The 25,420-nt window shown below is 48.3% G+C and carries 24 protein-coding genes; 19 read left to right on the plus strand and 5 right to left on the minus strand.

Annotated elements, in window-relative coordinates:
* Window positions 1-29: 29 nt before the first annotated feature.
* Entirely contained in the window at window positions 30-686 is a 657-nt protein-coding gene (locus QP794_RS23035; RefSeq protein ID WP_094938118.1) for a response regulator transcription factor, read from the plus strand.
* Window positions 687-885: 199 nt separating this feature from the next.
* Here the strand turns inward: QP794_RS23035 and QP794_RS23040 are convergent, their stop codons facing one another.
* Window positions 886-1,371, minus strand: coding sequence for a CcdC family protein (locus QP794_RS23040; protein WP_285079057.1), 486 nt, complete (start codon window positions 1,369-1,371; stop codon window positions 886-888).
* Between the two features lie 217 nt (window positions 1,372-1,588).
* Here QP794_RS23040 and QP794_RS23045 point away from each other — a divergent pair, with 217 nt between their 5' ends.
* Together QP794_RS23045 and QP794_RS23050 are read left to right on the plus strand one after the other, a co-directional pair.
* Window positions 1,589-1,798 (plus strand): hypothetical protein, encoded by a 210-nt coding sequence (locus tag QP794_RS23045; RefSeq protein ID WP_285079058.1) that lies wholly within the window; start codon window positions 1,589-1,591, stop codon window positions 1,796-1,798.
* 117 nt (window positions 1,799-1,915) lie between these two features.
* Entirely contained in the window at window positions 1,916-3,046 is a 1,131-nt protein-coding gene (locus QP794_RS23050; RefSeq protein ID WP_285079059.1) for a hypothetical protein, read from the plus strand.
* A 95-nt stretch (window positions 3,047-3,141) separates the two neighbouring features.
* On the opposite strand, the gene QP794_RS23055 is transcribed toward QP794_RS23050, so the two are convergent.
* Both QP794_RS23055 and QP794_RS23060 read right to left on the minus strand, forming a co-directional pair.
* Window positions 3,142-3,714: a TetR-like C-terminal domain-containing protein gene (locus tag QP794_RS23055; protein WP_024632212.1), complete on the minus strand. Its 573-nt coding sequence runs from the start codon at window positions 3,712-3,714 to the stop codon at window positions 3,142-3,144.
* The gene (locus QP794_RS23060) at window positions 3,711-4,436 is read right to left on the minus strand and encodes an MBL fold metallo-hydrolase (protein WP_285079127.1); all 726 of its coding nucleotides are present in this window, start codon (window positions 4,434-4,436) and stop codon (window positions 3,711-3,713) included. Before QP794_RS23060 ends, QP794_RS23055 begins: the two co-directional genes overlap by 4 nt.
* 424 nt (window positions 4,437-4,860) lie before the next feature.
* On the opposite strand from QP794_RS23060, the gene QP794_RS23065 reads away from it, so the two are divergent.
* Window positions 4,861-5,325, plus strand: a complete 465-nt coding sequence (locus QP794_RS23065; RefSeq protein WP_285079060.1) for an Rrf2 family transcriptional regulator — start codon at window positions 4,861-4,863, stop codon at window positions 5,323-5,325.
* A gap of 249 nt (window positions 5,326-5,574) precedes the next feature.
* Window positions 5,575-6,201, plus strand: a complete 627-nt coding sequence (locus QP794_RS23070) for a nitroreductase family protein (protein ID WP_063566195.1) — start codon at window positions 5,575-5,577, stop codon at window positions 6,199-6,201.
* 113 nt (window positions 6,202-6,314) lie between these two features.
* On the opposite strand, the gene QP794_RS23075 is transcribed toward QP794_RS23070, so the two are convergent.
* Window positions 6,315-6,986 (minus strand): S-layer homology domain-containing protein, encoded by a 672-nt coding sequence (locus QP794_RS23075; protein ID WP_285079061.1) that lies wholly within the window; start codon window positions 6,984-6,986, stop codon window positions 6,315-6,317.
* Window positions 6,987-7,394: 408 nt separating this feature from the next.
* On the opposite strand from QP794_RS23075, the gene QP794_RS23080 reads away from it, so the two are divergent.
* The 6 genes from QP794_RS23080 to QP794_RS23105 all read left to right on the plus strand — a co-directional run bounded on the left by QP794_RS23080 (window position 7,395) and on the right by QP794_RS23105 (window position 14,624).
* Window positions 7,395-8,453 (plus strand): lactonase family protein, encoded by a 1,059-nt coding sequence (locus QP794_RS23080; protein WP_285079062.1) that lies wholly within the window; start codon window positions 7,395-7,397, stop codon window positions 8,451-8,453.
* Window positions 8,454-8,709: 256 nt separating this feature from the next.
* Window positions 8,710-10,584 carry a rhamnogalacturonan lyase gene (locus QP794_RS23085; RefSeq protein WP_483311943.1) on the plus strand — a complete coding sequence of 625 codons (1,875 nt, stop codon included), beginning with the start codon at window positions 8,710-8,712 and terminating at the stop codon, window positions 10,582-10,584.
* A 481-nt stretch (window positions 10,585-11,065) separates the two neighbouring features.
* Window positions 11,066-12,145, plus strand: coding sequence for a sulfate ABC transporter substrate-binding protein (locus QP794_RS23090; RefSeq protein WP_285079063.1), 1,080 nt, complete (start codon window positions 11,066-11,068; stop codon window positions 12,143-12,145).
* A gap of 82 nt (window positions 12,146-12,227) precedes the next feature.
* Window positions 12,228-13,064, plus strand: a complete 837-nt coding sequence (cysT, locus tag QP794_RS23095) for a sulfate ABC transporter permease subunit CysT (RefSeq protein WP_285079064.1) — start codon at window positions 12,228-12,230, stop codon at window positions 13,062-13,064.
* Between the two features lie 219 nt (window positions 13,065-13,283).
* On the plus strand, window positions 13,284-14,159 hold the full coding sequence (cysW, locus tag QP794_RS23100) for a sulfate ABC transporter permease subunit CysW (protein WP_285079065.1): 876 nt from the start codon (window positions 13,284-13,286) through the stop codon (window positions 14,157-14,159).
* A gap of 225 nt (window positions 14,160-14,384) precedes the next feature.
* Entirely contained in the window at window positions 14,385-14,624 is a 240-nt protein-coding gene (locus QP794_RS23105; protein WP_024632202.1) for a YezD family protein, read from the plus strand.
* A gap of 201 nt (window positions 14,625-14,825) precedes the next feature.
* Here QP794_RS23105 and QP794_RS23110 read toward each other — a convergent pair whose 3' ends face one another.
* Complete coding sequence (locus QP794_RS23110) at window positions 14,826-15,746, minus strand: hypothetical protein (RefSeq protein WP_285079066.1); 921 nt, start codon at window positions 15,744-15,746, stop codon at window positions 14,826-14,828.
* 217 nt (window positions 15,747-15,963) lie between these two features.
* On the opposite strand from QP794_RS23110, the gene QP794_RS23115 reads away from it, so the two are divergent.
* From QP794_RS23115 to QP794_RS23150, 8 genes are all read left to right on the plus strand, one after another.
* Entirely contained in the window at window positions 15,964-16,377 is a 414-nt protein-coding gene (locus QP794_RS23115) for a GNAT family N-acetyltransferase (RefSeq protein ID WP_285079067.1), read from the plus strand.
* A gap of 210 nt (window positions 16,378-16,587) precedes the next feature.
* Window positions 16,588-16,965: a ribbon-helix-helix domain-containing protein gene (locus QP794_RS23120; RefSeq protein ID WP_285079068.1), complete on the plus strand. Its 378-nt coding sequence runs from the start codon at window positions 16,588-16,590 to the stop codon at window positions 16,963-16,965.
* A complete protein-coding gene (locus QP794_RS23125) occupies window positions 16,946-18,238 on the plus strand; it encodes an MFS transporter (RefSeq protein ID WP_285079070.1) in 1,293 nt (430 codons plus the stop codon). The genes QP794_RS23120 and QP794_RS23125 overlap by 20 nt, the downstream gene beginning before the upstream one ends.
* Window positions 18,239-18,403: 165 nt before the next feature.
* Window positions 18,404-18,541, plus strand: a complete 138-nt coding sequence (locus QP794_RS23130; protein WP_285079071.1) for a hypothetical protein — start codon at window positions 18,404-18,406, stop codon at window positions 18,539-18,541.
* Window positions 18,542-18,633: 92 nt separating this feature from the next.
* The gene (locus tag QP794_RS23135; RefSeq protein WP_285079072.1) at window positions 18,634-21,366 is read left to right on the plus strand and encodes a class III lanthionine synthetase LanKC N-terminal domain-containing protein; all 2,733 of its coding nucleotides are present in this window, start codon (window positions 18,634-18,636) and stop codon (window positions 21,364-21,366) included.
* Window positions 21,344-22,144 carry a GNAT family protein gene (locus QP794_RS23140; protein WP_285079073.1) on the plus strand — a complete coding sequence of 267 codons (801 nt, stop codon included), beginning with the start codon at window positions 21,344-21,346 and terminating at the stop codon, window positions 22,142-22,144. The genes QP794_RS23135 and QP794_RS23140 overlap by 23 nt, the downstream gene beginning before the upstream one ends.
* Window positions 22,141-23,601: a hypothetical protein gene (locus QP794_RS23145; RefSeq protein ID WP_285079075.1), complete on the plus strand. Its 1,461-nt coding sequence runs from the start codon at window positions 22,141-22,143 to the stop codon at window positions 23,599-23,601. Before QP794_RS23140 ends, QP794_RS23145 begins: the two co-directional genes overlap by 4 nt.
* On the plus strand, window positions 23,583-25,352 hold the full coding sequence (locus QP794_RS23150; RefSeq protein ID WP_285079076.1) for an alpha/beta hydrolase family protein: 1,770 nt from the start codon (window positions 23,583-23,585) through the stop codon (window positions 25,350-25,352). Before QP794_RS23145 ends, QP794_RS23150 begins: the two co-directional genes overlap by 19 nt.
* The last annotated feature ends 68 nt before the right edge of the window (window positions 25,353-25,420 follow it).

Raw genomic sequence — 25,420 nt, forward strand, 5'->3', positions numbered from 1 at the left:
GTAAATGTGGAAAGAAAGGAGAGAATCCAATGATTCGTATATTGCTGGTAGATGATCACCCATCAGTAGGAGAAGGAACGAAGCTTCTGCTGGAGCAAGACCCGGAGATTCAGGTGACGGCGCTTACACTTCCCATGGAGGCGTTGGAACGATTGCAAATCGAGAACTTTGACCTATTGCTTTTTGATCTGAATATGCCTGGGATCAGTGGATTGGAGCTGACTAAACGGGTAATCTCGCTCGATCCGGAAAATCGAATATTGATCTACACCGGTTATGACATAAGTCCCAACTTCAACATCCTTATTGACTCAGGGGTGACAGGTTTTGTGAGTAAGACAGCAACCCGTGAGCAGCTTCTGACTGCAATTCGCTGTGCGATGCGTGATGAAGCAGTTATTCCGGTTCATTTGCTCCGTCAATTGCGTCGGAGTGAGATTCATTTGAGTAAACGTAAAGATCAGACCTTGAATAAGGTATCCATCACAGAGCGTGAACAAGAGATTTTGCAGGAAGTTGCAAGTGGCCGTAGTAACAAAGAAATCGCTGCAAAGCTACTCATGAGTCAACGTACGGTTGAGTACAGTCTGACCCGCGTCTTCGAGAAACTCGGCGTACGCTCCCGCTCCGAAGCGATAACAGAAGCGATGCGTATTGGGCTATTGCGTGACAATTCCATTTTATGACGAAAGGAAGATGTAGGCTCTGCTGATGTTGGTGAAAGATGGAGCGGACCATATGGATATTCGAATTCGCATGGATTTCAAATATGGGTAACTTCTGCCTTCTTCCATTTGAAAAAATACGCCTAACCCACAAAAAAGACACGTTCTGCACGGTGAAGTGAAGTGCCAGAACGTGTCTTTTTCTGTTATTAGGGTGTTGCTAGGATTCGGCAGCAACAACTTCCTTGTAATGTTTGTACATATATACCCGCCAGCGCACGATCATGCCGAAGGCCAGAAGGAAGAACAATCCACCTGTTTGAGGGATGCTCACATAACGCTGAATGACTTCATGCAGGATTAGACGTATAGCCAGCAATCCAAGCAGAATGAAAGCAAAGCTCCGTGAACGTGTGGCAAAAATTTCTTCATTAACTCGTTCAAACCGAGTACTGCGAATGAGGGGATACGAGAAGATAAACCAGCCCACCAACAGCGCAATAAGTGCCCATAGCAGCGGAACATGAGTCTCCGGTACAACAAACATGAGGAAACCTGTGCTCATCCCCAGAGGAGGAATAAGTATTTTGCGAATGGTTACCGGACGATGACTGGCTTTCATTCGAATGAAAATGGCAAGCAGGGCCATGATAAGCATACCCACGGTTGCACCGATCTGAAGGTAAAACGGACTGATTTGAGCCACGTAAAACGCCCTCTCTCTGGAATAAGATGTTATCCGGACATCCGGAACATGCTACGAATTACCGGAATTTTCTGTTCCTATTATATCACAAACGAAGAAAGCCGATAGAATGCTTAGTGTATCATTTGCCGGGATTGTATATACAGGATTCTTTTGAAAAATTTGTATTATTGTGCCCCGTGTGAAGCGGTTTATTCGAGTAAGGGCAAATCAGGAAATGAACTTACGAATGCAGCAGGATCAAGGAAATCGGCGGTTCCAAGATGGATATGCAGGTATCAGATTGAATCGGGCCTGTTATGCGGCTATACAAACGCATGAAACAGATGAAAGAGCGTGGACGTATTATATACAATCCCGATCCGATCTATTGTACAAAGTACCAGAGACTTGGAGTCAGCTGCGAAGCGGTGTGCTTGTTGAATGAATAGGATCGGTTCTGGCGTTTGGTGAAGTATGGGATGAAGAAGGACCATAAGAGCGGAAAGGGGTAATATGCCGATCATAGAAATACCTTGGAACAGAGCAAGGAGGAATACGCTTCATGAATAGAAATCACAGGCCGCTCACGGTATGGGCATTGGCTTCCCTCACCGTAGTATCAGTGGTCCTGGTTATCCCCTGGATTTTGTGGCAGTCCCAGGCTCCAATACCGCTTAATATCATGATTGTCGACAAAGGTAAACCGGACTTCGCCTATGCGGGGCATAAGGGGCTGGTATGGATTCTGAATCAGCAGAAGATTGTCCAACAGACAGGGGAACATTATCGGTACGAAGAAGACTACTACGGATATCATATACTGGATGGGGTCTCTCGTAGTGAGCGGACATTACCGGATGAGGTAACCGACACGGACTTAATTTACCTGACGGCGAATCAAAATATTTCATCGACAGATCCGAATGAACGTATACAAGGCAAAGCATATGAGGGCCTCACAATATACGATGCGCACAAAATTAACGAAGCTGCAACCAAAGGTGTAACGGTTGTGGTCGAGTATAGCGCCTTGTCGAACGCTGCTTCAAACATGACAAGAGAGAAATTGTATCCGATTCTGGGGATGAGAAGCAGCGGATGGCAGGGGAAATCCGTATTGGACCTGCAAAGCGCGGATGAAGTGCCCTGGAAGGTACGGATGAACTATGAGCTTCGGGAGAAGAAGAATTGGTTGTTTCAAGGCGCGGGCATTGTACTGATTCATGAGGACGGACGAGTGATTGTACTGAAGCAAGGCCGGGATGTAAAGACCGGTAATATAAAACTTGCCTTCACACAGGAAGGGAAGAAATGGAGTGGCATTACCAGGGACATCCATTACAGCGAATGGTTTGACATCGTCGTGCCTGAACAACAGGCTTCTGTACTGGCATGGTATAAGACGGATCTGACGGAGAATGGTCAGCAGAAACTAATGGACGCAGGTATCCCGGCGGAATTCGCTGCTCTTATTCGGCATGAGGGCTACAACCGGACTTATTATATGGCAGGGTCATTCGGAGAGCTGGAACATTACTCATTCTGGCGCCGTATCAAGGGATGGGATGTCGTGAAAACGAAGCTTACACCCGATCAAGAGGGTGTTCCGGATCGTTTTTACTGGAAAGTATACGTTCCCGTAATGAAGAAGATTTTGCAGGAAATCCAAACAGGGCGAGTACCCTGGCGATAGAGTAACCGTTCCTTCGGTAGCGGGACGGTAGGATACATAAGGAGGGCTGCAGATGATCTGCAGCCCTCTTCCCATTTGGAATCAAGATATATATATCAGGTTGTATGAAGATGTTGCAATCCATTCAGGAAAGCAGTCACGGTCAGCTGTAGGCTCTCATCCGGGTCAAAGCTCATGCCGAAGCCACCCTTCTCACCCATGGAGGCGAAGCCATGGCAAAGACTGCGTAAACCGCGAACGGCATGCAGCGCTTCCGCTTCACTTAGCGGATAGGGCTGCAACAGACGCAACAGCAGATCCAGGGCAGCCGTGCTGGCGACAACGAGCTGCGGTTCATTACGGTCCGGCGCATGGAAGAAGGCTTCGTACAGCCCTGGATGCTTGCGGACGAAGCCGATATACGCGGCAGCGACCTCCTGAATGGCTTCATCGCCTGAACGGCCAGCGGAAGCCTCGGTTAACGCACGGCTGAGCTGCTGGGCGGACATCAACGCCAATTCCTGGCGAAGCCCGGGAAGACCGTTGATGTGGTTGTAGAGCGACGGGGAGCGCACATCCAGCCGCTGGGCCAGAGCGGCCAGTGTCAGCGAGTGGAATCCGTCGCTGTCGGCAAGCTGGGCGGCGGCGCTTAACAAAGCGCCGCGATCCAGCCCTTGGCGGGGGCTCACAGGCGCCCCCCGGCAGGGCGCAGCCGCTGCTCCGCGTCTGCCGTAGCTGCGCGCATGGCCGCGGCGGGCTGACGCAGCATTCGTCCGTGCCCTACAGCGAGCACGGACGGTTCCAGCTCAGCCAGACGCTTGGCGCTGGCAAGAGCAAGTTCTCGGTTCCACGTCGCCAGCGCGGGGAACGGAAAGAGCGGGCGCAGGCGGCCGGATACGGCGAGGCCGCCGTGCAGCTGGTATGCGTCGCCAGCGATGATCACGCGGCTGCGCGTATCCATGAAGGCCATGTGGCCCGGCGTATGGCCTGGGGTAGCAATGGCGACCAGGGAGCCGATCCGGTCGCCGTCATCGAGCAAGCGGTCCGGCCGGGTGCTGATCGCTTTTGGCACACTGCCACGTACTGGTGTCTGTGGTTCGCCGGGAAGCAGGGAAGCATCTCCGGCGAGCAGCGGGGCATCTCTTCTGGAGATGCAGACCTCGGCTTTAGGCAGCGCATCCTTTAGACCATCCAGTGCACCAACATGGTCACCATGGGCGTGAGTCAGAATGATTCTGGTAATCGGTTTGCCTAGGGATTGTGCGGTAGCCAGAATCCCCTTGAGACTGAATGGCATTCCGGCATCGATAAGGGTAAACCCGTCTTCTTCTTCAACGAGATATACGTTCACAGGGAAAAGACGCGGAAGGAATGAAACTTGGACAACATCATGCTCACGTGTAATTCGCATCATTGAATCCTCCTTAAAACTAATGTTGTTAGTAATATAACTAATGTCATTAGTTTTTGCAATACCCATGTTGATTTGCTTAAAAAATAGGATATTTTCAGAACCGAAGCCACTTTACAAAAAAAGCGTTTTCAAAATAGGAATAACCGATTATAATAATCTCGTAAGCCCTTTCATATGTCTATCTTATTGGAGCCTTTCGCGAAGCGATCGGCTCACTTTTTTTGTTTTGTTGCCCTAAAACACGTATAGAACTCAACCATTTCATTTAACCTATGAAAGGCCTGTAATACTGGAATGACAGGCTTTCCAACCCCTTGGCTGAGAGTATTGACAAACATAACTGTTATTCCTATAATGACAGTTATACTTACCTTGGATTGAATTTTCATCGGTGAACGATATGCCGGGAAGGGAGTAAGTAATGAACAGTGAATTTACCATTGCTGTGCACTGTCTGGTCTTTTTGTCCATGAAGGATGAGTGTATGGCCAATAGTGAGGATTTGTCCCAAAGTGTTGGTACGCACCCAGCCAGGGTACGCAAGGTACTTAGTGTTCTGCGGAAGCACGGATACCTGACAACCAAGGAAGGTGCCCATGGTGGATATCTGCTCAGCCGTCCGAGTGAAGAAATCAAGCTTGGAGACTTGTACAGGCTGGTAGCAGGTGGATCACTTGGACCCAGCTGGTGTTCGGGAGAATCCGGCTCCACATGCGTCGTTTCTTCCAATATGCAGGATGTGATGGGAAGCATCTACGATGGAGGAGAAGTAGCGCTAAGCGCTTATTTTGACCGCATATCTATTGAGGATGTGAAGCATCGTATCGGTAATGGGAAAGAATGTTCCTTGTCCATGGAGCCCTTGTCAAGGAAGGATAGATCATGACAGATCTGATCGTTACCAGCTCTTCATGATCTAGACCTGCATGGATGTTGCCAAACATGTTGGAGAGGCTATATAAGGGCGTTTGCTCCGGTTGTATGATCCGAAGATGTTTCAGGCGATTCCGGGCATAACGTGAACACAGATGGAAGCGATCGTCTGCGCTGATGTTATTTTCGGAAGGTGAGTACTCGGTAGAGTTTGGCCTTGCGAACGTAAAAAAATAAAAAAAGAACTTGGGGAGTGGAACGCATGTCCAGCATTGAAAACAATGAAACACTTCGCGTGATTAATGAACGTCACGCTGTCAAAAAGTACGAAAGTGGTTTTGTTATGCCTGAAGCAGATCTGAATGCTATCCTGACTGCCGCTTCCGAAGCACCATCATCATGGAACCTGCAACACTGGAAATTCCTCGTGATCGAATCCGAAGCGGACAAAGCCAAGCTGCTGCCAATCGCTTACGGCCAAAGTCAAATCACAGACTCTTCCGTTACGATCGCTGTACTCGGAGATCTGGAAGCGAACCGCAACGCCGTGATTTATGATCAGGCTGTTGAAGCAGGTGCGATCCCGGCTGAAGTTCGTGACGCATTGGTTGGACAGATCAACGGTGCTTACCAAAATCCGCAAATCGCCCGTGACGAAGCGATTCGCAATGCATCTTTTGCTTCACAGAACATTATGCTTGCTGCACGTTCCCTGGGATATGATACTTGCCCAATGGGTGGTTACAACCCGCAACAATTGATCGAGACATTCAACATCCCTGCGCGTTATTTGCCAACATTGTTGATCACTGTAGGTAAAGCCGCAGTTCCAGCTCGTCCGGCAGGTCGTTTCCCGCTGTCCGAAGTTGTTGTTAAAGGTTCTTTCTAAGACTGATCTTGGATCAGTTGTCGTTATAGATATAACGGAACAGCCGCATGTCCCCTTTTAGAGGGAACGTGCGGCTGTTTGGTATTTTAAAAAATAAAAATAACAATGGGGCATTATTTCTCTGGTGTTTCCGGGATTTTTGGTGCATTGAAATCTTCCATATACTCAATCGCGTTATACATCATAACCGCAGCTTCGGCGCGGGTAATCGTTTCTTTTGGATTAAAGTTGCCGTCTGCATCAAGTGTGTTAATCTTCAAGACAAGGGAGCGTTGGACAGCGCCTTGATATTCTGGAGTAAGCTCTTTTTCGTCCGTGATCTCTACAGGTTTAATGTTAATCATCGGTAGGCCGCCTTTGGCTTCAATGCCCTGCATCAAGAAAAGGGTATATTGTTCACGGGTCAACGCTTTGGAAGGATCGATATCGTTTGACATCTTAATGCCATTGAACTGGGCGCGGATAAAAGCATCACTGTACCATACGCCATCTTTTACGTTGGAGAAATAGTCACTGGGCAGTGGCTGCTTGATAAAACGAATCGTGTCCAAATTCAGATGCAGACCATCTGCAATGAGCTGTATGCCCTGAGCCGTGTTTAGTTCCTGTTCCGGTTTGAACAAGCTGTCACTCACTCCTTTGATTAAGCCATCCTGATGCAGGGATTCAATCTTGTCCGCGCCTGCAATACCTTGAATATCAGTGAATTCTGCTTGAGCTGCATGAATCGGACCAGCGCTCAGAGAAAGAGTGAGTAAAGCTCCGGCGGTTAACGTAGCCAACATATTTTTTTTAATATCAGGTTCGCCTCACTTTTCCGGGATTATCCCTTTGTATAAAAGCTATTTGCCCCTATAGACGACCCTATTCGTCAAAAGGTTGCTGCAATTTTCCATTGAATCTTCAATATGAAATGGATCGTTACTACTCCGTTCAACCGTTTCAGCGGTAATGAATCAGGCGATACATTGAGTTTTTGCATACTTGATTTCGTTGGGTCATTCGCCATCCGATTGAACTCTTGTAAGGTTTCATACTTTGTATTATGGTGAGGGAGGATACCCACTGAAGCAAGGCGACATGAATTGGGTAAGTACATAATAGTGGAATCAAACATACGGTTTACAGTTTCGTGTAACAGCATGTGATTATAGAGCAAGATCAACCATTTGAATGAATAGGGAGAGATTGAAATGATGGAAACGACAGCAACCAATGAAGTTTTATTCTATACAGGTACTTATGCATCAGCGGATCAACCCGGCATTTTTCTATGTGCGTTGAATAAGGATACAGGTGAGATGCGGATTGTAAATCATATGGACGGGGTGGACAATCCATCCTATCTTGCTTTATGCCCGGATGGGACTTGTCTATATGTTGCAAGCGAAACGGACGAGGGAGAGGTGCTCGTCTATCGGCGGGATGCCGCAACGAGCGAGTTGCACTTGATGGATCGCAAGTTGACGAAGGGCGCTTCACCTTGTTACGTGTCTGTGACGCAGGACGGCAAATGGGTGCTGACTTCGAACTACAGCAGCGGCAGTGTGAATGTATTCCCGGTGGGGGATCAAGGTACGCTTAGGGAGATGAGCGCGCTGGTGGAGCATACGGGTAGAGGACAGAATGATGACCGTCAGGAAGCGCCGCACGCCCACTCCATTCAACCAGACCCTTCGGGTCAGTATGCTGTTGTATGTGATCTTGGTCTGGATCAGATCATTGTGTACCGTAACGAAGAGGGCCGTCTGGTTACACACCGGGAGATGACTCAGCCTCCAGGCTCCGGACCGAGACATCTGGTCTTCCACCCAAACTCAAAATGGGCATATGTGGTCAATGAATTGAGCAATACCGTTACAGCGTTCATGTATGATGAGCGAAGAGGAGAGTTCACTACGCTGCAGCATATCTCCACACTGCCTGAAGGTCATAGTGGAGAAGGTACGTCGGCGGACATCCGCGTGTCCCCTTGCGGGCGTTTCCTGTATGCTTCCAACCGTGGGGACGACAGTATTGTGCTGTATCATATTGACCAGGAATCCGGTGAGCTGGAGGCTGTTGAATGGACCTCCACCATTGGACAGACTCCGCGTAACTTCAACCTGCTGCCTGGCGGTATTCTGCTGGTGGCCAATCAGGACAGCAACAACCTTGTTGCTTTTCAGATCAATGGCGAAGATGGACGTCTGACACATAATGGTTTCAAGCTGGAGATGTCCCGCCCAGTATGTATCGTACCTGTAGTCTAAGATGAGATGAAGCCTAGTTCTTTGATACTTCAGGTTGTTTCTTCAGGTTGAAATTAAGCGTGAGCTAAAGAGGCATTTAAGTCGAAAGAGTTATCTTTCGGCTTTTTTCCTTTTTTTTATACATGAAATTACTAAGTTAGACCTATAGATGGAATTATATGTTTAATTTAAAATAATTGTATTAAAGCGCTTACATATAAGATGGCGCTACCAAGGGCATCGGGCTTACCAATTCGATTGGGGAGGCAATGGCTTTATGGGAAAACGATCGTTATGGAAGTGCACTTTGCGGACTGCGGGGGTATCCCTGCTGAGTTCTGCGCTGCTGATTACTTCGCTCGGTCTTGGGAACACGTCGGTCACGCATGCTGCAGGTGCGCGTCAGATGGAGTTTCTGGACCGTGGTGTGGTTGCGGTAAAGACAGGCACGGGTGTATTTGTCAGTTGGCGGCTGCTGGGTACGGAAGGGTCGAATGTATCGTTTAACGTCTATCGGGATGGAACCAAAGTAAACGCATCGCCCATAACGAACAGTACCAACCTCCAGGATGCAAGCGGGACAAGCAGTTCCAAATATACGGTTCGGGCCGTAGTGGGCGGAACAGAACAGGCGGCGTCAGCCGCAGCGAGCGTTTGGGGAAATAATTACTTGTCCGTACCTCTCAGTGTGCCGGCAGGCGGTACAACACCGGATGGAGTAGCCTATACGTACAGTGCCAATGATGCGAGTGCAGGGGATCTGGATGGGGACGGGGAGTATGAATTAATCGTGAAATGGGACCCGTCCAACTCCAAGGATAATTCCCAGAGCGGCTACACGGGCGAGGTGTTTATCGATGCCTACAAATTGAACGGAACGCGCCTATGGCGCATCAGTCTGGGCAAAAACATTCGTGCAGGGGCCCACTATACCCAGTTCATGGTGTACGATCTGGACGGTGACGGCAAGGCTGAGGTGGCGATGAAAACAGCGGATGGTTCCAAGGATGGCACCGGAGTAGTCATCGGTGATGCCAGCAAGGATTATCGTAATTCAAGCGGGTATGTTCTGTCAGGACCGGAGTTTCTTACAATCTTCAACGGACAGACCGGCAAAGCACTTTCTACGGTGAACTACGAACCGGCGCGCGGCAATGTGTCCGATTGGGGAGACAACTACGGCAACCGGGTCGATCGATTCCTTGCAGCGATTGCATATTTGGATGGGGAGCGGCCAAGTCTGGTCATGGCACGCGGTTATTACACCCGGACTGTGCTGGTGGCGTACAATTGGAGGGATGGACAACTAACCAAGCAGTGGACGTTTGACTCCAACACGTCGGGTAATTCAGGTTACGCCGGACAGGGCAACCATAATCTGAGTGTGGCGGATGTGGATGGCGATGGCAAAGACGAAATCGTTTACGGAGCGATGGCGGTGGATGATAACGGGAAGGGGCTCTACACGACAGGGCTTCATCATGGGGATGCCATGCATCTAAGCGATCTGGACCCCGACCGTGCGGGTCTAGAAGTATTTCAGGTTCATGAGACACCATCCAATGCAGGCGTGGAATTCCGCGATGCACGTACAGGTCAATTGATCTGGGGCATACCTACAACGAAGGATATTGGACGCGGTATGGCAGCCGATATCGATCCGCGTTATAAGGGTGCAGAAGTTTGGGCAGACGGCGGGTTGTACACAGCCAAAGGACAGAAAATTGGGACAACCCTGCCTTCCTCCACGAATTTTGGAATTTGGTGGGACGGTGATTTGCTTCGCGAGCTGCTGGACAGCAACCGAATTGATAAATGGGATTACGCCAATAGCAAAACGGTGAATCTATTGACCGCTTCCGGTGTTTCTTCCAATAATGGAACGAAATCTACACCGAATTTGCAGGCCGACCTGTTTGGAGACTGGAGAGAAGAAGTGGTATGGCGGACCAATGACAGTTCTGCGCTGCGTATCTACACGACAACAGCCGTTACGGACAAACGCATCTATACCCTGATGCATGATCCGGTATACCGTCTTGGCGTAGCTTGGCAAAATGTAGCCTATAACCAACCGCCACACACTGGCTTTTATTTGGGAGATGGCATGAGTACGCCTCCCGTGCCGAATATTCGATATGCGGGCAAATAAAGATTGGGAAATGGCATGGTCTCATGCCAAGTCCTAGGATAATTTTACAGCATATAAAACACAACGCTGACAAGGGAACAACGGACTTGGGTTCGTTGTTCTTTTTTTTCTGCCATTTACACAGATATTCGGTAGAAAAACGGAAAAAAACGTTTGACAGCCATATGCACTGCCCTTATGATACGTATATAACTCACTAAACAGGTAGGAATAATAAAAATGACTTCGCTTGAATTGCGGAAGCAGTCATTTACAGTCACATGAGAGATCGTAACGTGAACAGAATAACGTTCTCACCGTATAGACGGAGGAACACCGTAGCGTATGAATTCTGGATGAAGCATACACGGCCTTTGGGCCGGCATGACTTTATGAGGGAGAAGTTCGCGGGGGTTCCTCCGTTTTTTGTTTTTTCGGTGCGTTCCATGCTGTTCAGCCTGTGGAGGTAATCTTGCAGATCCATTCGGGGGGAGTGTTATCTATGAAAAAGAGAATTCATAAGGGTATTCTGGTTGGTCTGGCATTGGTATTAACAGGAGTACTGGCGGCATGCGGATCGGATAGTGGTGGCACGAATGCGGCGGGAACATCTGAGGGAGCGGAAGGCAGCAAAGAAGGAGCAAAAGCGATCGAGCTGCTGAATGTATCCTATGATCCGACACGTGAACTCTACGAGCAATATAACAAGGCGTTTGCGGCGTATTGGCTGAAAGAGAAAGGTCAGGAAGTAACGGTTAAGCAATCTCATGGCGGTTCAGGTAAACAAAGTCGTTCAGTCATTGATGGACTGGATGCAGATGTGGTTACGCTGGCATTGGGTTACGATATTGATGCCATCGAAGATAAAGGTTTGATCGATGCGGGCTGGCAGGATAAATACGAGCATAACAGCTCCCCGTATACATCAACGATCGTGTTTTTGGTACGCAAAGGCAACCCGAAAGGCATCAAGGACTGGGATGATCTCATCAAGGGAGATACGCAGGTCATAACTCCGAATCCCAAAACGTCAGGCGGGGCCCGTTGGAACTATCTGGCGGCATGGGGCTATGCGCTCAAGCATAACAACAATGACGAAGAGAAGGCCAAGGCATTCGTTGCAGAATTGTTCAAACATGCACCTGTTCTTGACTCTGGAGCGCGTGGAGCGACAACTACGTTTGTAGAGCGTGGTATTGGTGATGTGCTGCTTGCCTGGGAGAACGAGGCTTTCTTATCGGTAAAAGAGCTGGGTCCGGACAAATTTGATATTGTTGTGCCTTCGGTCAGCATTCTGGCTGAACCACCTGTAGCGGTCGTGGATAAAAATGCAGACAAAAAGGGCAGCCGCGAAGTAGCGGACGCCTATCTGAAATATTTGTACAGCGAAGAGGGGCAAACCATTGCTGCCGAGAACTATTACCGTCCAACACTGGACAGCGTGAAGGAAAAGTTCAAGGGTCAGTTCCCGCAGCTTGAGCTGTTCACGTTGAGTGATGTATTTGGCACATGGCGGGATACACAGGCCAAACATTTCAATGACGGCGGTATCTTTGACCAGATTTATGTTCCGGGAAGCTAATGTTATCTATGTCGACGTTGTTGCATGATCATGTAGGCGGCCAACCAGTCCTACCGACTGAAGGCAGAGAGGATGAACGTCCATGAGCAAGGGGATGGTGGCCCGGAGTCGCACACTGCCGGGATTCGGATTGACGATGGGTTACAGTGTGCTTTACCTGAGCCTGGTTGTACTTATTCCACTGGCAGCGCTCTTGTTTAACTCCACGGGGTTGACCTGGTCCACATTGATGGAGGTGGCAACGAATCCCCGGGTACTGGCTTCTTTCCAGGTGAGTTTTCTGACTGCTGGTGCAGCGGCCTTGATCGATCTGGTCCTCGGGCTGCTTCTGGCATGGGTACTGGTCCGTTATGAATTTCCGGGGAAGCGGCTGTTTGATGCCGTCATTGATCTGCCTTTTGCTTTGCCGACGGCAGTTGCGGGGGTTGCCTTAACGGCGTTATATGCCGGAAATGGCTGGATTGGGCAGTTCGTGGAGCCTCTGGGTATCAAGCTGGCTTATTCTCAGGCGGGCATTACTCTGGCGCTGATGTTTATCGGGATTCCGTTTGTGGTACGCACGGTGCAGCCGGTTTTGCAGGAGCTGGAGGCTGAGGTGGAGGAAGCTGCGGCCACGCTGGGAGCGGGAAGATGGCGGATATTCCGGAAGATCCTGCTTCCGGACCTAATTCCGCCGCTGCTGACCGGCTTTGCGTTGGCTTTTGCCCGAGGTATTGGCGAGTATGGCTCAGTGGTGTTTATCTCAGGTAATATGCCGATGAAAACGGAGATCGCCCCCCTGCTGATCATGGCGAAGCTGGAGCAGTTCGATTATGCAGGAGCTACGGCGGTAGCCTTGCTGCTGCTGCTGGTCTCTTTTGTCCTGCTATTGATCATTAATTCACTTCAACGCTGGAGCCGAAAGGCAGGCAGAGCTTAATGTATATAAGCCAACCTATATAAGTTGAACTTAACATTTACACGATAAACGGAGAGGACAGAAAAATCTGGAGAAGCGGAGCGTTTGCCTTTATCCCCGGATTTCCCCTTTTTAGGATCGGTTCATAAAAAATCCGGGGATAACAGCAATCGGAAGATTGCAGTGGTTTAGTGTAAAATCATTTGTTCAACTTATATAAACCAAAAGGAGGAACAGAATATGGCGGGTTCCGTTCCATTAACGCCTGCTGCCCGTGTGCGAACCGGACCGGGTCCCAACCGTGCAACGACAGAAGCCACATGGGTCAAATGGTTGTTGATCGGCTTGGCAAGTCTGGTGCTGATCTGGCTGCTCATCTTGCCGCTGGTGATTGTGCTGATGGAGGCGTTGAAGCAGGGCTGGGGTGTCTACATCGCCGCGCTAACCGAACCGGATGCCATGTCGGCACTGAAACTTACGCTGCTGGTTGCTGCGATTACCGTGCCGCTTAATACGATATTCGGCGTGGCAGCCGCTTGGGTTATTACCAAGTTCCAATTCAGGGGAAAAGGGCTCATGATCACCCTGATTGATCTCCCTTTTTCGATCTCGCCGGTGGTAGGCGGGTTGATCTTTGTGCTCGTCTTTGGCTCGAATGGATGGTTTGGACCGTGGCTGGCCGAGCATGATATCAAAATTATTTTTGCCCTGCCGGGTATTGTTATCGCAACGTTGTTCATTACGTTTCCATTCGTCGCCAGAGAACTGATTCCACTGATGGAGGATCAGGGCACGAGAGAAGAAGAAGCAGCGGTAACGCTGGGAGCCTCTGGGTGGAGGATTTTCTGGAGCGTGACTCTGCCCAACATCAAGTGGGGCCTGCTGTATGGCATCATTCTTTGTAATGCGCGGGCCATGGGCGAGTTCGGAGCAGTGTCTGTCGTGTCCGGTCATATACGCGGGGAGACCAACACGCTGCCGCTGCATGTCGAAATTTTATATAACGAGTATCAATTCTCTGCTTCGTTTGCCGTCGCCTCCTTGCTGCTCATTTTGGCTCTGGCAACGTTGCTGCTCAAGAGCTGGCTGGGTCATAAAACGATTCCCGAAAGGTGACTAACGCTCCGAAATCCATGCCGAACATTTTGGTTTTTAAGAGGGTTCCGAATGAAATTGGATATTGTCTCCGATTCAAGAAAATTCGGATTGACAGCTACTGGAAGCCCTGCTAATGTATAAACCAAGTATATGGGTTGGATAAGAATGAATTATAAATCGGGTTGGATGACAGCACACTTGAGGAATATAGCGGGCAGTAGCCCGAGAAGAGGAGGCGGCTCTATGGCTAAGCCGTTAAAAGTGGATGAGGTATGGATGGATCGAATCGCCGGACAACTGAATGACATGGAGTTTGGCTCGCTGCACATCGTTGTACATGAAGGCCAGATCGTGCAGATGGAGCGGACCGAACGCAAGCGTTTTGAAAATACGCCCTCCAGCAGCGCCTCCAAATCCGGCAGCACTGCACGAAGCAGCTCACCTCGTTCATTGCGCGGATCGAATACGAGCGCGAAGGGGTAGGCGTCGTCATCCTTCATGTAAATTCGGGATTGAATTTGTAATTGTGCACGGACCTTTTATAAAATCGGAAATTGAATTAGGCAAATGCTGAAATAAGTGGAACCCAAAAAAGAGAAGCCGACGATTTTGTGGGCTTCTCTTTTTTGGGCTTTGAATGAATGGAGATTGCTGATACCAGGTAAACCAAATTCAGAGAGAGGTTCACTTTTCGGGAATTGCTCCGGATGTACGTGGTTTATAGAGGTTTAGCTCCATGTCCACACTCTCATCCTCCTGTGCTTCTGTACGGCTATTCCATTCCTTATCCGAATCGCTGTGTCCCACGAAGGGGCGATCACTGCGGGAAGGCGTTCCTGTCAGGCTGAAGCCAGAGATGAACAGGATGAGTTGTAATCCCAATGCGTAGGGAGCAGCAGCAAGTCCGATCAGATGAAGGAGGGAGCACAGGGCAATTAAGGTGAATAGGGCTTTGGTTACTGTGCCCGATGAACGCTGTTTTGGGCTGGACCAGAGCAGATAACCATAGAACACCGTGATGATCAAGGAGACGAAGCGCATCCATGGCAAAGCATTGAACCAGGAGTGCCAGAAAGGATACATCAAACCTTGTTGACGGAATACAAAATCAACGATCAGGTACACTACAGCAGCCACGGCGGCGGGTTCGGCAGCTGGACGAATGACATTCCAGACCGCTCTTCCCCAATGGTCTGGATGGGCGTACCGATTCAATTCATCCGATAATGCTGCACTCTCTCGTTCCAGAGCCCTGTTCATCAATGCGAGCCGAGCAGGATCAACATCAATGATACAGCTGCGGATTTGATCCTGAAGCTGAGGAGATAGATGGACTGCGGTTCTGCAGGACAGCATGGCGGTTAACAATTCATGATGCTCATGTTCCGTAAGAGCGTCATTCCGATGTTCTTTTACGGTGAGTTGTCCCAACAGGGTTGTACTTATGTATAATGTATCTCGTATCGCTTGTATTCGCCTGTCACGACTTCGTCTGACTTCAGTCGCAGACCATATATATAGTCCAAGCAGCACAGCGATCATTCCGAGTAGTAACGCCCCGAAGCCCGGATATGAGAACAGAGCAGGTATCCAGCGTTGAAACACAAATAGTTCCTCCTTTGCAAAAACTGTAGTGTAGCATGAAACACGGTTCACTTAAGCTTTCTCTCACTATTACACAGGAATTGCGTGAATTCAAGCAGGAACAGTAGGAATTTACGGTCTTAAGAAGGTCCAAGGTGCCTAATCAAAGAAGATGTAATCACCATGAAATTTTTATTTTGCAATTAATCACAGATTTAATAGGAAGGGAGAATGATCCATGGACCACATCAACATTGAACATACACCGCCCTCTGCAGCCGAGTATCTTGCGCTACGAAAGAGCGCGGGTCTCAGTGCGATGAGCCAGAAGGGGGCCGAAATCGGGCTGCCGAATAGTCTTTTTGCCGTTTGTCTGCGTGAAGAAAATGAAATTGTAGGCATGGGTCGGGTCATCGGAGATGGCGGTTGTTTCTTTCAGGTGGTGGATATCGCCGTGCGCCCGGACCAGCAGGGAAGAGGATATGGCAAACTGATCATGAGCGAGATCATGAACTATTTGCGTGAACATGTGCCTGCTCGTGGATTGGTCAGCCTGCTGGCAGATGTCCCTGCTGACCGTCTGTACGCTCAATTTGGCTTCAGCTACACCAGTCCGAAATCGGAAGGCATGTGGTGGAGACAAGGGGAATAGTTGACAGAAACAAGCTGAACTAAGCCTAGCCTTGTGTATATGAGTTAGTCCAGCCAAACTCCATTCGTGCAATCAATTATTCAAACCTTTGGTTATCCAAAGGTTTTTTTGCTTTACATCCATTTATTTGCAGGTATAATGTAAATAATATACAATTTACGATTTACAAATTACGATAATCACAATAATTGCAGAATGGAGGATAAGAATTTGGACAAAGACCAGCGGACTCAATTTAATCGAATGGTAGAACGATCCATGGATCAGGCGAGCAAAAATCTTTCGGGAACCAAGGGGGTTGTCTCCGTAAGATTAAGTCAGGAAGAGATTAATATTATTGATCAGCTTGTATTTCTTGAACTGGCCAAGAACCGATCTGATGCAACGGCGATGTTAATCAGGGAAGGGATTCGGACTCATCAATCGTTATTGAACGAGATTCAGGAGTATACGGCAGAGCTTGAGCGGGTAAAGGCCAAAATACAACAGTCCATTCGCAATTCAGGTTTGTTGACACGTCTGCAAAGTGAAACTGGAAGTGAGATCGAAGGGAAAGGAGAGAGAGTGAATGAAACAGACGAAAAATGAAATCCATAACGACAGTTATGGATCTGTTCTGCGTCTTCCATCTTTTTGTGTACTTCTTGCAGGCAGGCTGATATCCGGTGCAGGTCAAATTTTATTTTCCATGGCTACGATGTGGTATATTCTTCAACTAACCGAGTCAGCACTCGCAGCAGCACTGATTCCTATGTTGCCATACTTTATCTATGCTTTTTTGGGTATACCACTGGCTACAATCAGTGATCGGCTGCCCAAAAAGCAGCTCTTGATCTGGACAGATGTACTTAGAGCATGCGTGGCCTGTATATTGGCGCTTTTATTCATGAGTGGTCAGATGGTACCGTGGCATATCTATGCTGCCAATTTGCTCATTGCGATTCTTGGATTTTTGTTCAATCCGGCAACCCAGACCGTCATCCCCGCAATTCTGCCCGACCCGTCGAAACAGTTAGCACCAGCCAACGCACTTCTAAATTCATCTTCCAAAACAATTGAATTGCTTGGATATGCTGTAGGTGGCATATTGGTGGCGTTCATCTCAGTCCAGTCCATCCTTTTCATCTATGCACTTACCTTTCTGCTATCTGCTTTCTCCATTGTCTTTATTCATATTCCGGTGACCAAAGTGGTCAAACAAAAAGGGATTTCTGGCTTCATAAAGGACAGTTTGCAAGGGATTACCTTTTTGTTCTCACGTAAAATTCTGGCCAGCTGCATCATTTTTGGTGCCATTATCAACTTTGCTGGGGCGCCTCTGCACATCTTCACTCCTATTTTTGCTGACATGGTTCTTCATGCCGGACCACAAGGCTATGGCTTTCTCCAATCTGCTTTTGCCGCTGGTAGTATTGCAGGCTCTTTGCTCAGCGGGAAATATGCCAAACGGCTTTCGCTTGCTCGATGGTTCCTAATCAGTTATCTCATCTCAGGTGTAAGTTTGCTACTCATGCCTATGTTTCCTAATCTGTATATCGCCATCGTCTGTTCATTCTTTTTAATGTTGGGGCTTGCCCTCGTAAATGTACCTTTGGTTACCTCGATTCTTCTATCCACACCGGAAGAAAAGAGGGGACGTGTCATGAACAGTATGGGGGTCTTAATGAGTGGCATCAGCAATCCGCTGGGTTTATTGCTCGGAGGCTTGCTCATTGAAACGTATAATCCATCCTGGTTGTACATGGGGATTGGTATATTTGTAGTGATTATGGGCTTGACCAGCCTGTTCGTACGTCCTTTTCGAGAGGAGCAGGGTACACATAGCAGAACACAGAAAGCTTCCATCTCGTCAGAAGTTTAATTTCATTTTTTTCCTTTTTAAATAGAAATGATATCACAGGGTTGCGAAGAGTAAATGGATAATCTAAAATATTTATGTAAAATAATTGAATTTAAAAGGAGGAATATGAAATTTTATGTAGAATTTAGTTTTTAAGAGAGGGAGACACATGGGAGGTAATTTATCATGGAAAACAAGGAAATTTTATCTGTACAGGATTTGATGGCATTAGAGGTTGAAGAGGATAATTACATGTTCGAGGAAACAAGCCTGTGTACTATATGTAGCTGGACAAGTGGCCCTACTACGTTAATGCAAGAATAAAGTTTTTATAATCTAACAACATAGCCTTTGTAATCTAATCTAATTAAATCAAAAGTCTCCCTCTCTTAGTTTATCCTCAGGAGTGATCCTTATTGAGTTCCAGAATATCATTTGAAGTATCTATATATCGTTTAATTGAAAATATTCCGGATGATATCCAATGGTCTAATGACGGCCATTGGATTTGTTTTAGACCGCAGCATTTAGAACTTCCTTTACAGGGATGGAAGATACATTTATCAGTGGTCCCTGCTAAAGGTGCTGAACTGCTGGAGCGAATTGGACCTATCTTAATGAGTAAAAGGGTACAGTGGAAAGTTGTTAGTAATGGGCAGAAATTGATTGAGGCCTCTAACGGTTCCATTCCACTTCCACAAACCGGCAAATGTGTCACAATCTATGCGGCCAACGAGAAACAGTTTCTGGATCTGCTTGAGGATATGTATGCATGTACCATGGGATTCGAAGGCCCGGCTATTCCTACAGATCAGTCATACCGCGGAAGTGGATGCGTATTTTATCGTTATGGTGCCTTCACAGAAAGATTCTATTATGACCGGTACTCGGGAGCGAAAGTGTATGCGATCCAGAATACCGACGGTAATCTGGAGGAAGATCGCCGTACACCTGGCAGGTACAAGCCCGAATGGGTCAACGAGCCTGAGGAGCTGCTTCACATCCAAGCCATCCAGATGGACCCATCTCCCTCAGAAGTGTCCAGTTCCAATAACAATGAGTTCGGAATACGGAATATACGCGTGAAGCGTGTACTTAAGAAGTCAGGCAAGGGAGGGGTATTTCTCATTTCCAGTGCTCGGCATGCACAAGCCGTTATGAAAGAAGCGGTACATCGAATGCGTGTCGATGGTGCCGGACGCTCTGCTCATGACTATTTAGAAAATGAATATCATGTACTCGAATTGTTGAAGGAGACGGGATATACCCCCCAGCCACTTGATCTGTTCGGTTATGAGAAGAATCGATATTTGATTCTGGAGTATTTTGATAGCATCAGCCTGCGGGAATATATTCATCGAAGACATGTCGTCGCGGATTATACCTGGAAGGAAATGGTTCGAATTAGCCAGGATGTTCTGGATATTGTAGAGACCTGTCATCGTAAAGGGGTCATTATTAATGATCTGACGCCTAACAATATTGTTGTGTTGCCAGATGGAAATGTACGTCTGATTGACCTCGAATTGGCTTACGTACGAAGTAGCGTTAGGGAAGCTAAGCCATTGATCGGACATACGCCTGGATATGTGCCTCGTGGCCGGGAACACAGTCAGAGATCAAGCGTTCAGGATGATATCTATTCGATCGGGGCTGTTTTCTATTATATGGCATCATCGGTAGACCCCTATTTCAAATACCAGAGCGACTACCTGAAATGTGGTCAGGCTTTGCTGGATAATCTGGTGATTAATCATAAGTTGCATCTTATGGGTTATATTTCCATAAAAATTATGAATGGCGCGTATGAGCAGGTGGAAGATATTCGCAAGGATTTGACTACGATTTCGAAAGATCCGATGACCAAATTGCAAGGAGCTTCCCTGTCATTAAACAGTCAGAAGCTGGGGTTAACCAGGGACGAGGTATTGCATCAGGCGCAAAGGATTGCTGATTGGCTCTATAGATCGCTTGATTTTGAAAATAGGCATGAATTATATCCGGAAAACAGCATAAGCCGGATGTTTCACCCAGCAAATTTTAACTTTGGATGGACAGGTATGGTCTACAGTTTTAACCAGCTTGGTCAGATTACGCAACGTATTGAGTATCATCAACATGCCCGTGAAGTTATGGAATGGATTATGGCTCACCATCCATACATTCCGGACGAGACACCGACCGGACTATACTTTGGATATGGGGCTGTTCCATGGAGATTGGCTGAGACCGCAGAGACGCTGAATGATTCTTTGTTGCTTAATGTCGCGGAGAATCTGGCATTGGAGTTAACTCAGAATGAACCGACCCAAACTAATATCAGTCATGGTGCTGCAGGTCTGGGATTAATGTTGTTGGAGCTTCATCGCATCGGAGGCCGCACGGAACTGCTTGAACGAGCCGAGGCATTGGCTGCTTATATTTTGACTCAAGAAGAGCGGCACGAAGATGGACTGAGTATGTGGAAAGTGAAAGAGCAGCCGAGCAAGAAAGATGGCGGCCATTATTCGTTGGGATTCTCACATGGCATCGCGGGGATTGGTTATTTTCTGCTCGCGATGGCAGATCGAACCCATAAGGAAGCCTATGTATCGGCAGTGAAACGAATTGTCTATACACTGGATTATACCAGCCATACCGGGAAGAATGGCCTGAAGACTTGGCCTGCATCGCCTGCAAAACCGGATGCGCTCTGGGTACACTGGTGTAATGGATCTGCTGGAATAGGGCGTTTTCTACTGGCGGCTGCAGATGTACTGGAAGATCCGGTATCTGCAAAGCTCGGCAAAGAAGCGGCGGATGCGGTGGCACAGACGACGATCTTCGCTTCCTTTGGGCAATGTCACGGCTTAGCTGGCAATGGGGATTTCCTTCTCTTGGCGGAACGCTGCCATCCTGGCAGGTATGAGGCCAGACTGGAACATTATGCACAAATGCTGCTGGCGATGAGAAGTGATAAACACGACATGTGGATGTGGCCGCTGGAAGATATGGAATCGTTCTCCCCGGATTACATGACCGGATATATGGGCATTTACTCGTTTCTGCTTCGTCTTTTCTATCCTTCAATGAGTGCAGAACCGTTGGTTTATTCAGGTTTCAACCCTAGCAAGGAGGCGATGGACCATGATATTAACATCCATATCTGATGTTCTTCCGCAATTACGGCATGAACAAGGCGAATGCGGGGATCGATACTATGCAGCAGCGCCAGAGTACCTTGAATCCGGGTCATCATTCATGATCATTGATCATGGGCAGCGGCAGTATACACTCGATTTATGGAGCGGGGCAGGTGCGATGACGTATTGGGAAAATCGGGTCCAGCCGCTGCTTGGATCACTTGAATGGGATACTCTATATGCGACAGTTCCTGCTTCATTTCCGTGGGAGAAGCTTGGATTCGGGGTGGATATTGTTGCACGTAGACATCGATTTAACGGCAGATTAAGAGATATCCCTCCTGTGGCTATCCCAGGTGATACAGCAACCTGGATTTCTGCCAAGGGGCAGGAGGAGGAGATAGCGCGGATCCTTTTACAAAGCGATCCCACCTGTCCTGGTTTGGAGGCCGCACGTCAGGCTGTCAAAGACATCTATGGCGGAGCGTATGGACCTGTGCTGAAGGGTTCCGGATTGGTTGAATCGGAGGGTAAAAGGTTGGGAGGCTGCCTGTTAAGTGATGAGTTCGGTTCGGTACTGATTGCTCACATTTGCACCATACCCACTGCAAAACGTAAGGGCTGGGCCCGCTGGCTTGCTGCTTATGGCCTTCAACAATGTGTAGCAGAACAATATGAAATGGTAAAAGCTTCGCTCGACATGAACAATATCAGCAGCTATCGATTAATGGCTTCACTGAATTTGCAGCTGGTTCCCGAAATTGCAAATGTATGCCGGGTTACGAAAGAGCGTGATCGCTCATGAACCCCGTTTTACTGGAAAGTACGCAATATGGAGATCTGCGAAGCAATTGGCTTCGTTCCAGTCATGAGCCTGGGTTGTTTGTTGTCCAGGGGGAGCCAGACGCAGTGAAGCACGAGGTCCGAAAGCTGCACACACACTGGCAGGATCAGGCTGTGGGGGTATCCGTCGATCATCCGTATTACTCTCTGCCCATAATCTATCAGCTAAACCCGGTGCTGCCCTCCAGCGATCTGGTGGCCTGCAAAAACGCCTTGTTGAGATTTAGAACAGCAGGCTGGCCTCCAGGGCACAAGAAATGGGTACTGGTGGAGGTTGCTTCACATTTACATTCATCTGATCTTGGGGCCATCCACCATATCCTGTATCGTCAGAAACTACGAGGCGTCAGTGTACTTCTCTTTTTTCACCGATATTCTAACAGAATGCCCACTCCTAGTGTAGTGCATCGGCTTCCAATCTCCCTCGTCAGAGAAACACCTGAACATACTCGGAGTTCATTGGAGCAGCATTTTGCCGACGCAAGAAAAAAGGGGGGACAAGAGAAAACATTGGCGCTCTACAATAGGCTGGCCTGGATTTTGCTGTCCAAGTCGGATGATCCGGTACGGTATAGGGCTTGTTTGTATTTTTTTAAACATAATACGTTATTTCAACGTTTGACAGCGGCCCAGCAAGCGGTTCTATGGTTCGAACTTGCGCAGTTGCTTACTAAGAAAAGCATGGATTATACAGCAGCACGATACTGTTACTCAGAGGCCCGAAAGATGCTCTTCCATAAGGAATTAACGGAGGTGTACCGTATTGGAAAATACTGTGCGCTGGATAATGGCGAAGCTTTGATTGAAATGCTGGAGGGTAACTCTGGGCGTGCTATTGAACTGGAGCGGCAGGCGAGTCGACGTATTCAGCAGCTTCCTGACGGACCTGATCGGCGTACTTTTCAGATTCAGACTGGGCTCAATATGGCGGGACTGCAGCTCAAATCGTGCCAATGGGCAGAGGCTGATACAGCTCTGCTGGCTGCGGAGAAACTATGCACCGACCAGTATATTGATTGGCTCGTTCCCATACTCGAATTAAGGATGGAAATTCATCGGCAGCGTGGTGAAGAAGAGAAGGAATATCAACTGCTGATTCGTTTGCTTCGATTGAGAACAGTATTCATTCATGCCAAACGGCTCAGTCGTGCGGTGGAGATCGCTGGAGAACAAGTGCGACGAGGGTCAAACGACCGGGCCGCCGAAGTATATCGTCTATTAATCATGTCCCTTCCTGCTGTTAATCTGCCGCAGATTGAGAAGATTCGACAGGCTATAAGCAATGTTGAAACAGATATTTCATCCGATACTGCCGTGCTGGATCAATACATCGCCACATTGCGGAACCAGTTGGATGATTGGGAGCAGCTGAAGCGTTGGAATGAGGGGAGGGAGGCCAGTTGCATCGTACATTCCTAACACGAATGAGTGTTAATCGGGAGCGCACTGGAATGCTGTTGTCCTATGATAATGGTCATACCGAATGGTGCATGATTGATGAGACAGGTAAGATCACAGACAGGCATTGGTTGCATGAACATACGGCAGATCCGGTTGGTCAAACGCAGCATACTCAGTTTATTGCACCAGATCAGGTTCTGATCATCACCCGGGGCACTACTGGAAAACGGCTGCATCTGTATGAACTGCAAGCTCAGGTTAGGCTTTTTCATACCCAAGCGTTGCTATTGCCATTTGCTGTTATGCAGGCGGCATGGCAAGGAGATAGGTTGCAGTTGCTTTTTGCCATCCGAAATAAAAAGGGCCCCGTCCGATTGGGGCTGTACGACCCGAAGCAGGATGAGGCTAGATGGATTACACCTGAACTGAATCATCCGCAATTGGCTTTCTGGTCTGCATCGGAACAGGAAATCGGATTGAATATGGATGGGCAGGGGAGAGTGTATGCATATAAGGACCAAGGGGTTCAAAGTGCGGAGTGGATACAAACGTCATATCCCTATCCAGTCATGGACAAGCAGGGGGATATCATTGCGGTATCCATCCCTTCAGAGCAGGGATTCAAACCGGGATGGCTGAAACAGGGTGAGGATGTTGTGCACGAATTGTCCCCACAGTGTGAAGGGTTCTCTGAACTGGTAAGGGTACAGATTGATCTAGATACACAGAAAATCCTGTGTGAAGGTATAACTTGTGGCAGATGGCATTATGTGCAATATGCATTACAGGAGAAGAAGGAAGTATTTCAGCTGCGAGATTATCCAGGGACGCTGACACAGGCTGTTCTCAGCAGGGACAAGCAGGGGCTGGTGGGCAAATACGAGACTATCGCGACAGCTCCGAGACCAGGTCTATTTCGTTTTCAAGATCAAACCAACGCCATTACTTGGGTTCAAGGGCAGCAGGAAGTTATAACTAGCTGTCGCAACGGTGGAGAACTGAAGGTGGAATACGGGGAAGCCACCTATCGGTCCGAGATCATTCCCTATCTGGATATCCATCCGAAAGGTGCTGTACAGGCCGTCATTTACCTGCACGGAGGCCCACATAACTGTCTGTTCGACAGTTATAGTCCAGTAATGAAGAGGTTATCCGAGTCTGGTGTACGGGTGATAGGGCTCAACTATCCGGGTAGCTCAGGCTTTACTGGTGGATACAGGAGTCGTAATGAGAACGATTGGGGCGGTGTGGACGCAGATGTGGTCCGGTTTATTCGGGAACAGGTCTTATCCTCTTTTTCAGACGTAGCTCTGTATGGCGTCAGTTATGGCGCTTATCTTGCATTGCTGGCTGCGGGCAGAGACCCGGTACTGTGGAGTGCTGTGGTAGCGTGTGCCCCCTTTACGGATTTGGGCAAGCTGTATACAGGAGGAGGGGCGAAGCTCAGATTTTTTTTGCAAAAAGAGATCGGTGAACTTCTTGAGGATGAATCCGCGCTGAGGACCCGAAGCCCGGTAGCCTACGCTTCTGCGCTAAGCGGAAGTGATATCTTGTTTATTCATGGGAAAGCAGATCAACTTTGTCCGGTGGAGCTGACGGAACAAATCTATCAGGAAATATTGAAATACAAGCTGGCTTTGGACGAACCCTCAGGCAGACTGGAACTTCATATCATTAAAGACTTAGAGCATGAAATTTATTCGGAACGGTTCTGGGCCCAGAAAGCAGTCGATTTTTTAACCTTTACAAAGGTGGGACAGGCAAAATAGAGGTAAGCTGCCAAAGCCGCTTTGCGGCTTTTTTGGCATGGGTTGGGGTGTCTTTTTGAACGGAAAAG

Origin of the sequence: Paenibacillus sp. UMB7766-LJ446, from assembly GCF_030226665.1 — a bacterium.
Classification (GTDB): domain Bacteria; phylum Bacillota; class Bacilli; order Paenibacillales; family Paenibacillaceae; genus Paenibacillus; species Paenibacillus vandeheii.

What these genes read in the sequence shown, in the direction of transcription:
- QP794_RS23035 (WP_094938118.1), top strand. Translation starts at nt 30, where the DNA reads ATGATTCGTATATTGCTGGTAGATGATCACCCATCAGTAGGAGAAGGA.
- QP794_RS23045 (WP_285079058.1), top strand. Translation starts at nt 1,589, where the DNA reads ATGAACTTACGAATGCAGCAGGATCAAGGAAATCGGCGGTTCCAAGAT.
- QP794_RS23050 (WP_285079059.1), top strand. Translation starts at nt 1,916, where the DNA reads ATGAATAGAAATCACAGGCCGCTCACGGTATGGGCATTGGCTTCCCTC.
- QP794_RS23060 (WP_285079127.1), bottom strand. Translation starts at nt 4,436, where the DNA reads ATGCGAATTACACGTGAGCATGATGTTGTCCAAGTTTCATTCCTTCCG.
- QP794_RS23065 (WP_285079060.1), top strand. Translation starts at nt 4,861, where the DNA reads ATGAACAGTGAATTTACCATTGCTGTGCACTGTCTGGTCTTTTTGTCC.
- QP794_RS23070 (WP_063566195.1), top strand. Translation starts at nt 5,575, where the DNA reads ATGTCCAGCATTGAAAACAATGAAACACTTCGCGTGATTAATGAACGT.
- QP794_RS23075 (WP_285079061.1), bottom strand. Translation starts at nt 6,986, where the DNA reads ATGTTGGCTACGTTAACCGCCGGAGCTTTACTCACTCTTTCTCTGAGC.
- QP794_RS23080 (WP_285079062.1), top strand. Translation starts at nt 7,395, where the DNA reads ATGATGGAAACGACAGCAACCAATGAAGTTTTATTCTATACAGGTACT.
- QP794_RS23085 (WP_483311943.1), top strand. Translation starts at nt 8,710, where the DNA reads ATGGGAAAACGATCGTTATGGAAGTGCACTTTGCGGACTGCGGGGGTA.
- QP794_RS23090 (WP_285079063.1), top strand. Translation starts at nt 11,066, where the DNA reads ATGAAAAAGAGAATTCATAAGGGTATTCTGGTTGGTCTGGCATTGGTA.
- cysT (WP_285079064.1), top strand. Translation starts at nt 12,228, where the DNA reads ATGAGCAAGGGGATGGTGGCCCGGAGTCGCACACTGCCGGGATTCGGA.
- cysW (WP_285079065.1), top strand. Translation starts at nt 13,284, where the DNA reads ATGGCGGGTTCCGTTCCATTAACGCCTGCTGCCCGTGTGCGAACCGGA.
- QP794_RS23105 (WP_024632202.1), top strand. Translation starts at nt 14,385, where the DNA reads ATGGCTAAGCCGTTAAAAGTGGATGAGGTATGGATGGATCGAATCGCC.
- QP794_RS23115 (WP_285079067.1), top strand. Translation starts at nt 15,964, where the DNA reads ATGGACCACATCAACATTGAACATACACCGCCCTCTGCAGCCGAGTAT.
- QP794_RS23125 (WP_285079070.1), top strand. Translation starts at nt 16,946, where the DNA reads ATGAAACAGACGAAAAATGAAATCCATAACGACAGTTATGGATCTGTT.
- QP794_RS23130 (WP_285079071.1), top strand. Translation starts at nt 18,404, where the DNA reads ATGGAAAACAAGGAAATTTTATCTGTACAGGATTTGATGGCATTAGAG.
- QP794_RS23140 (WP_285079073.1), top strand. Translation starts at nt 21,344, where the DNA reads ATGATATTAACATCCATATCTGATGTTCTTCCGCAATTACGGCATGAA.
- QP794_RS23145 (WP_285079075.1), top strand. Translation starts at nt 22,141, where the DNA reads ATGAACCCCGTTTTACTGGAAAGTACGCAATATGGAGATCTGCGAAGC.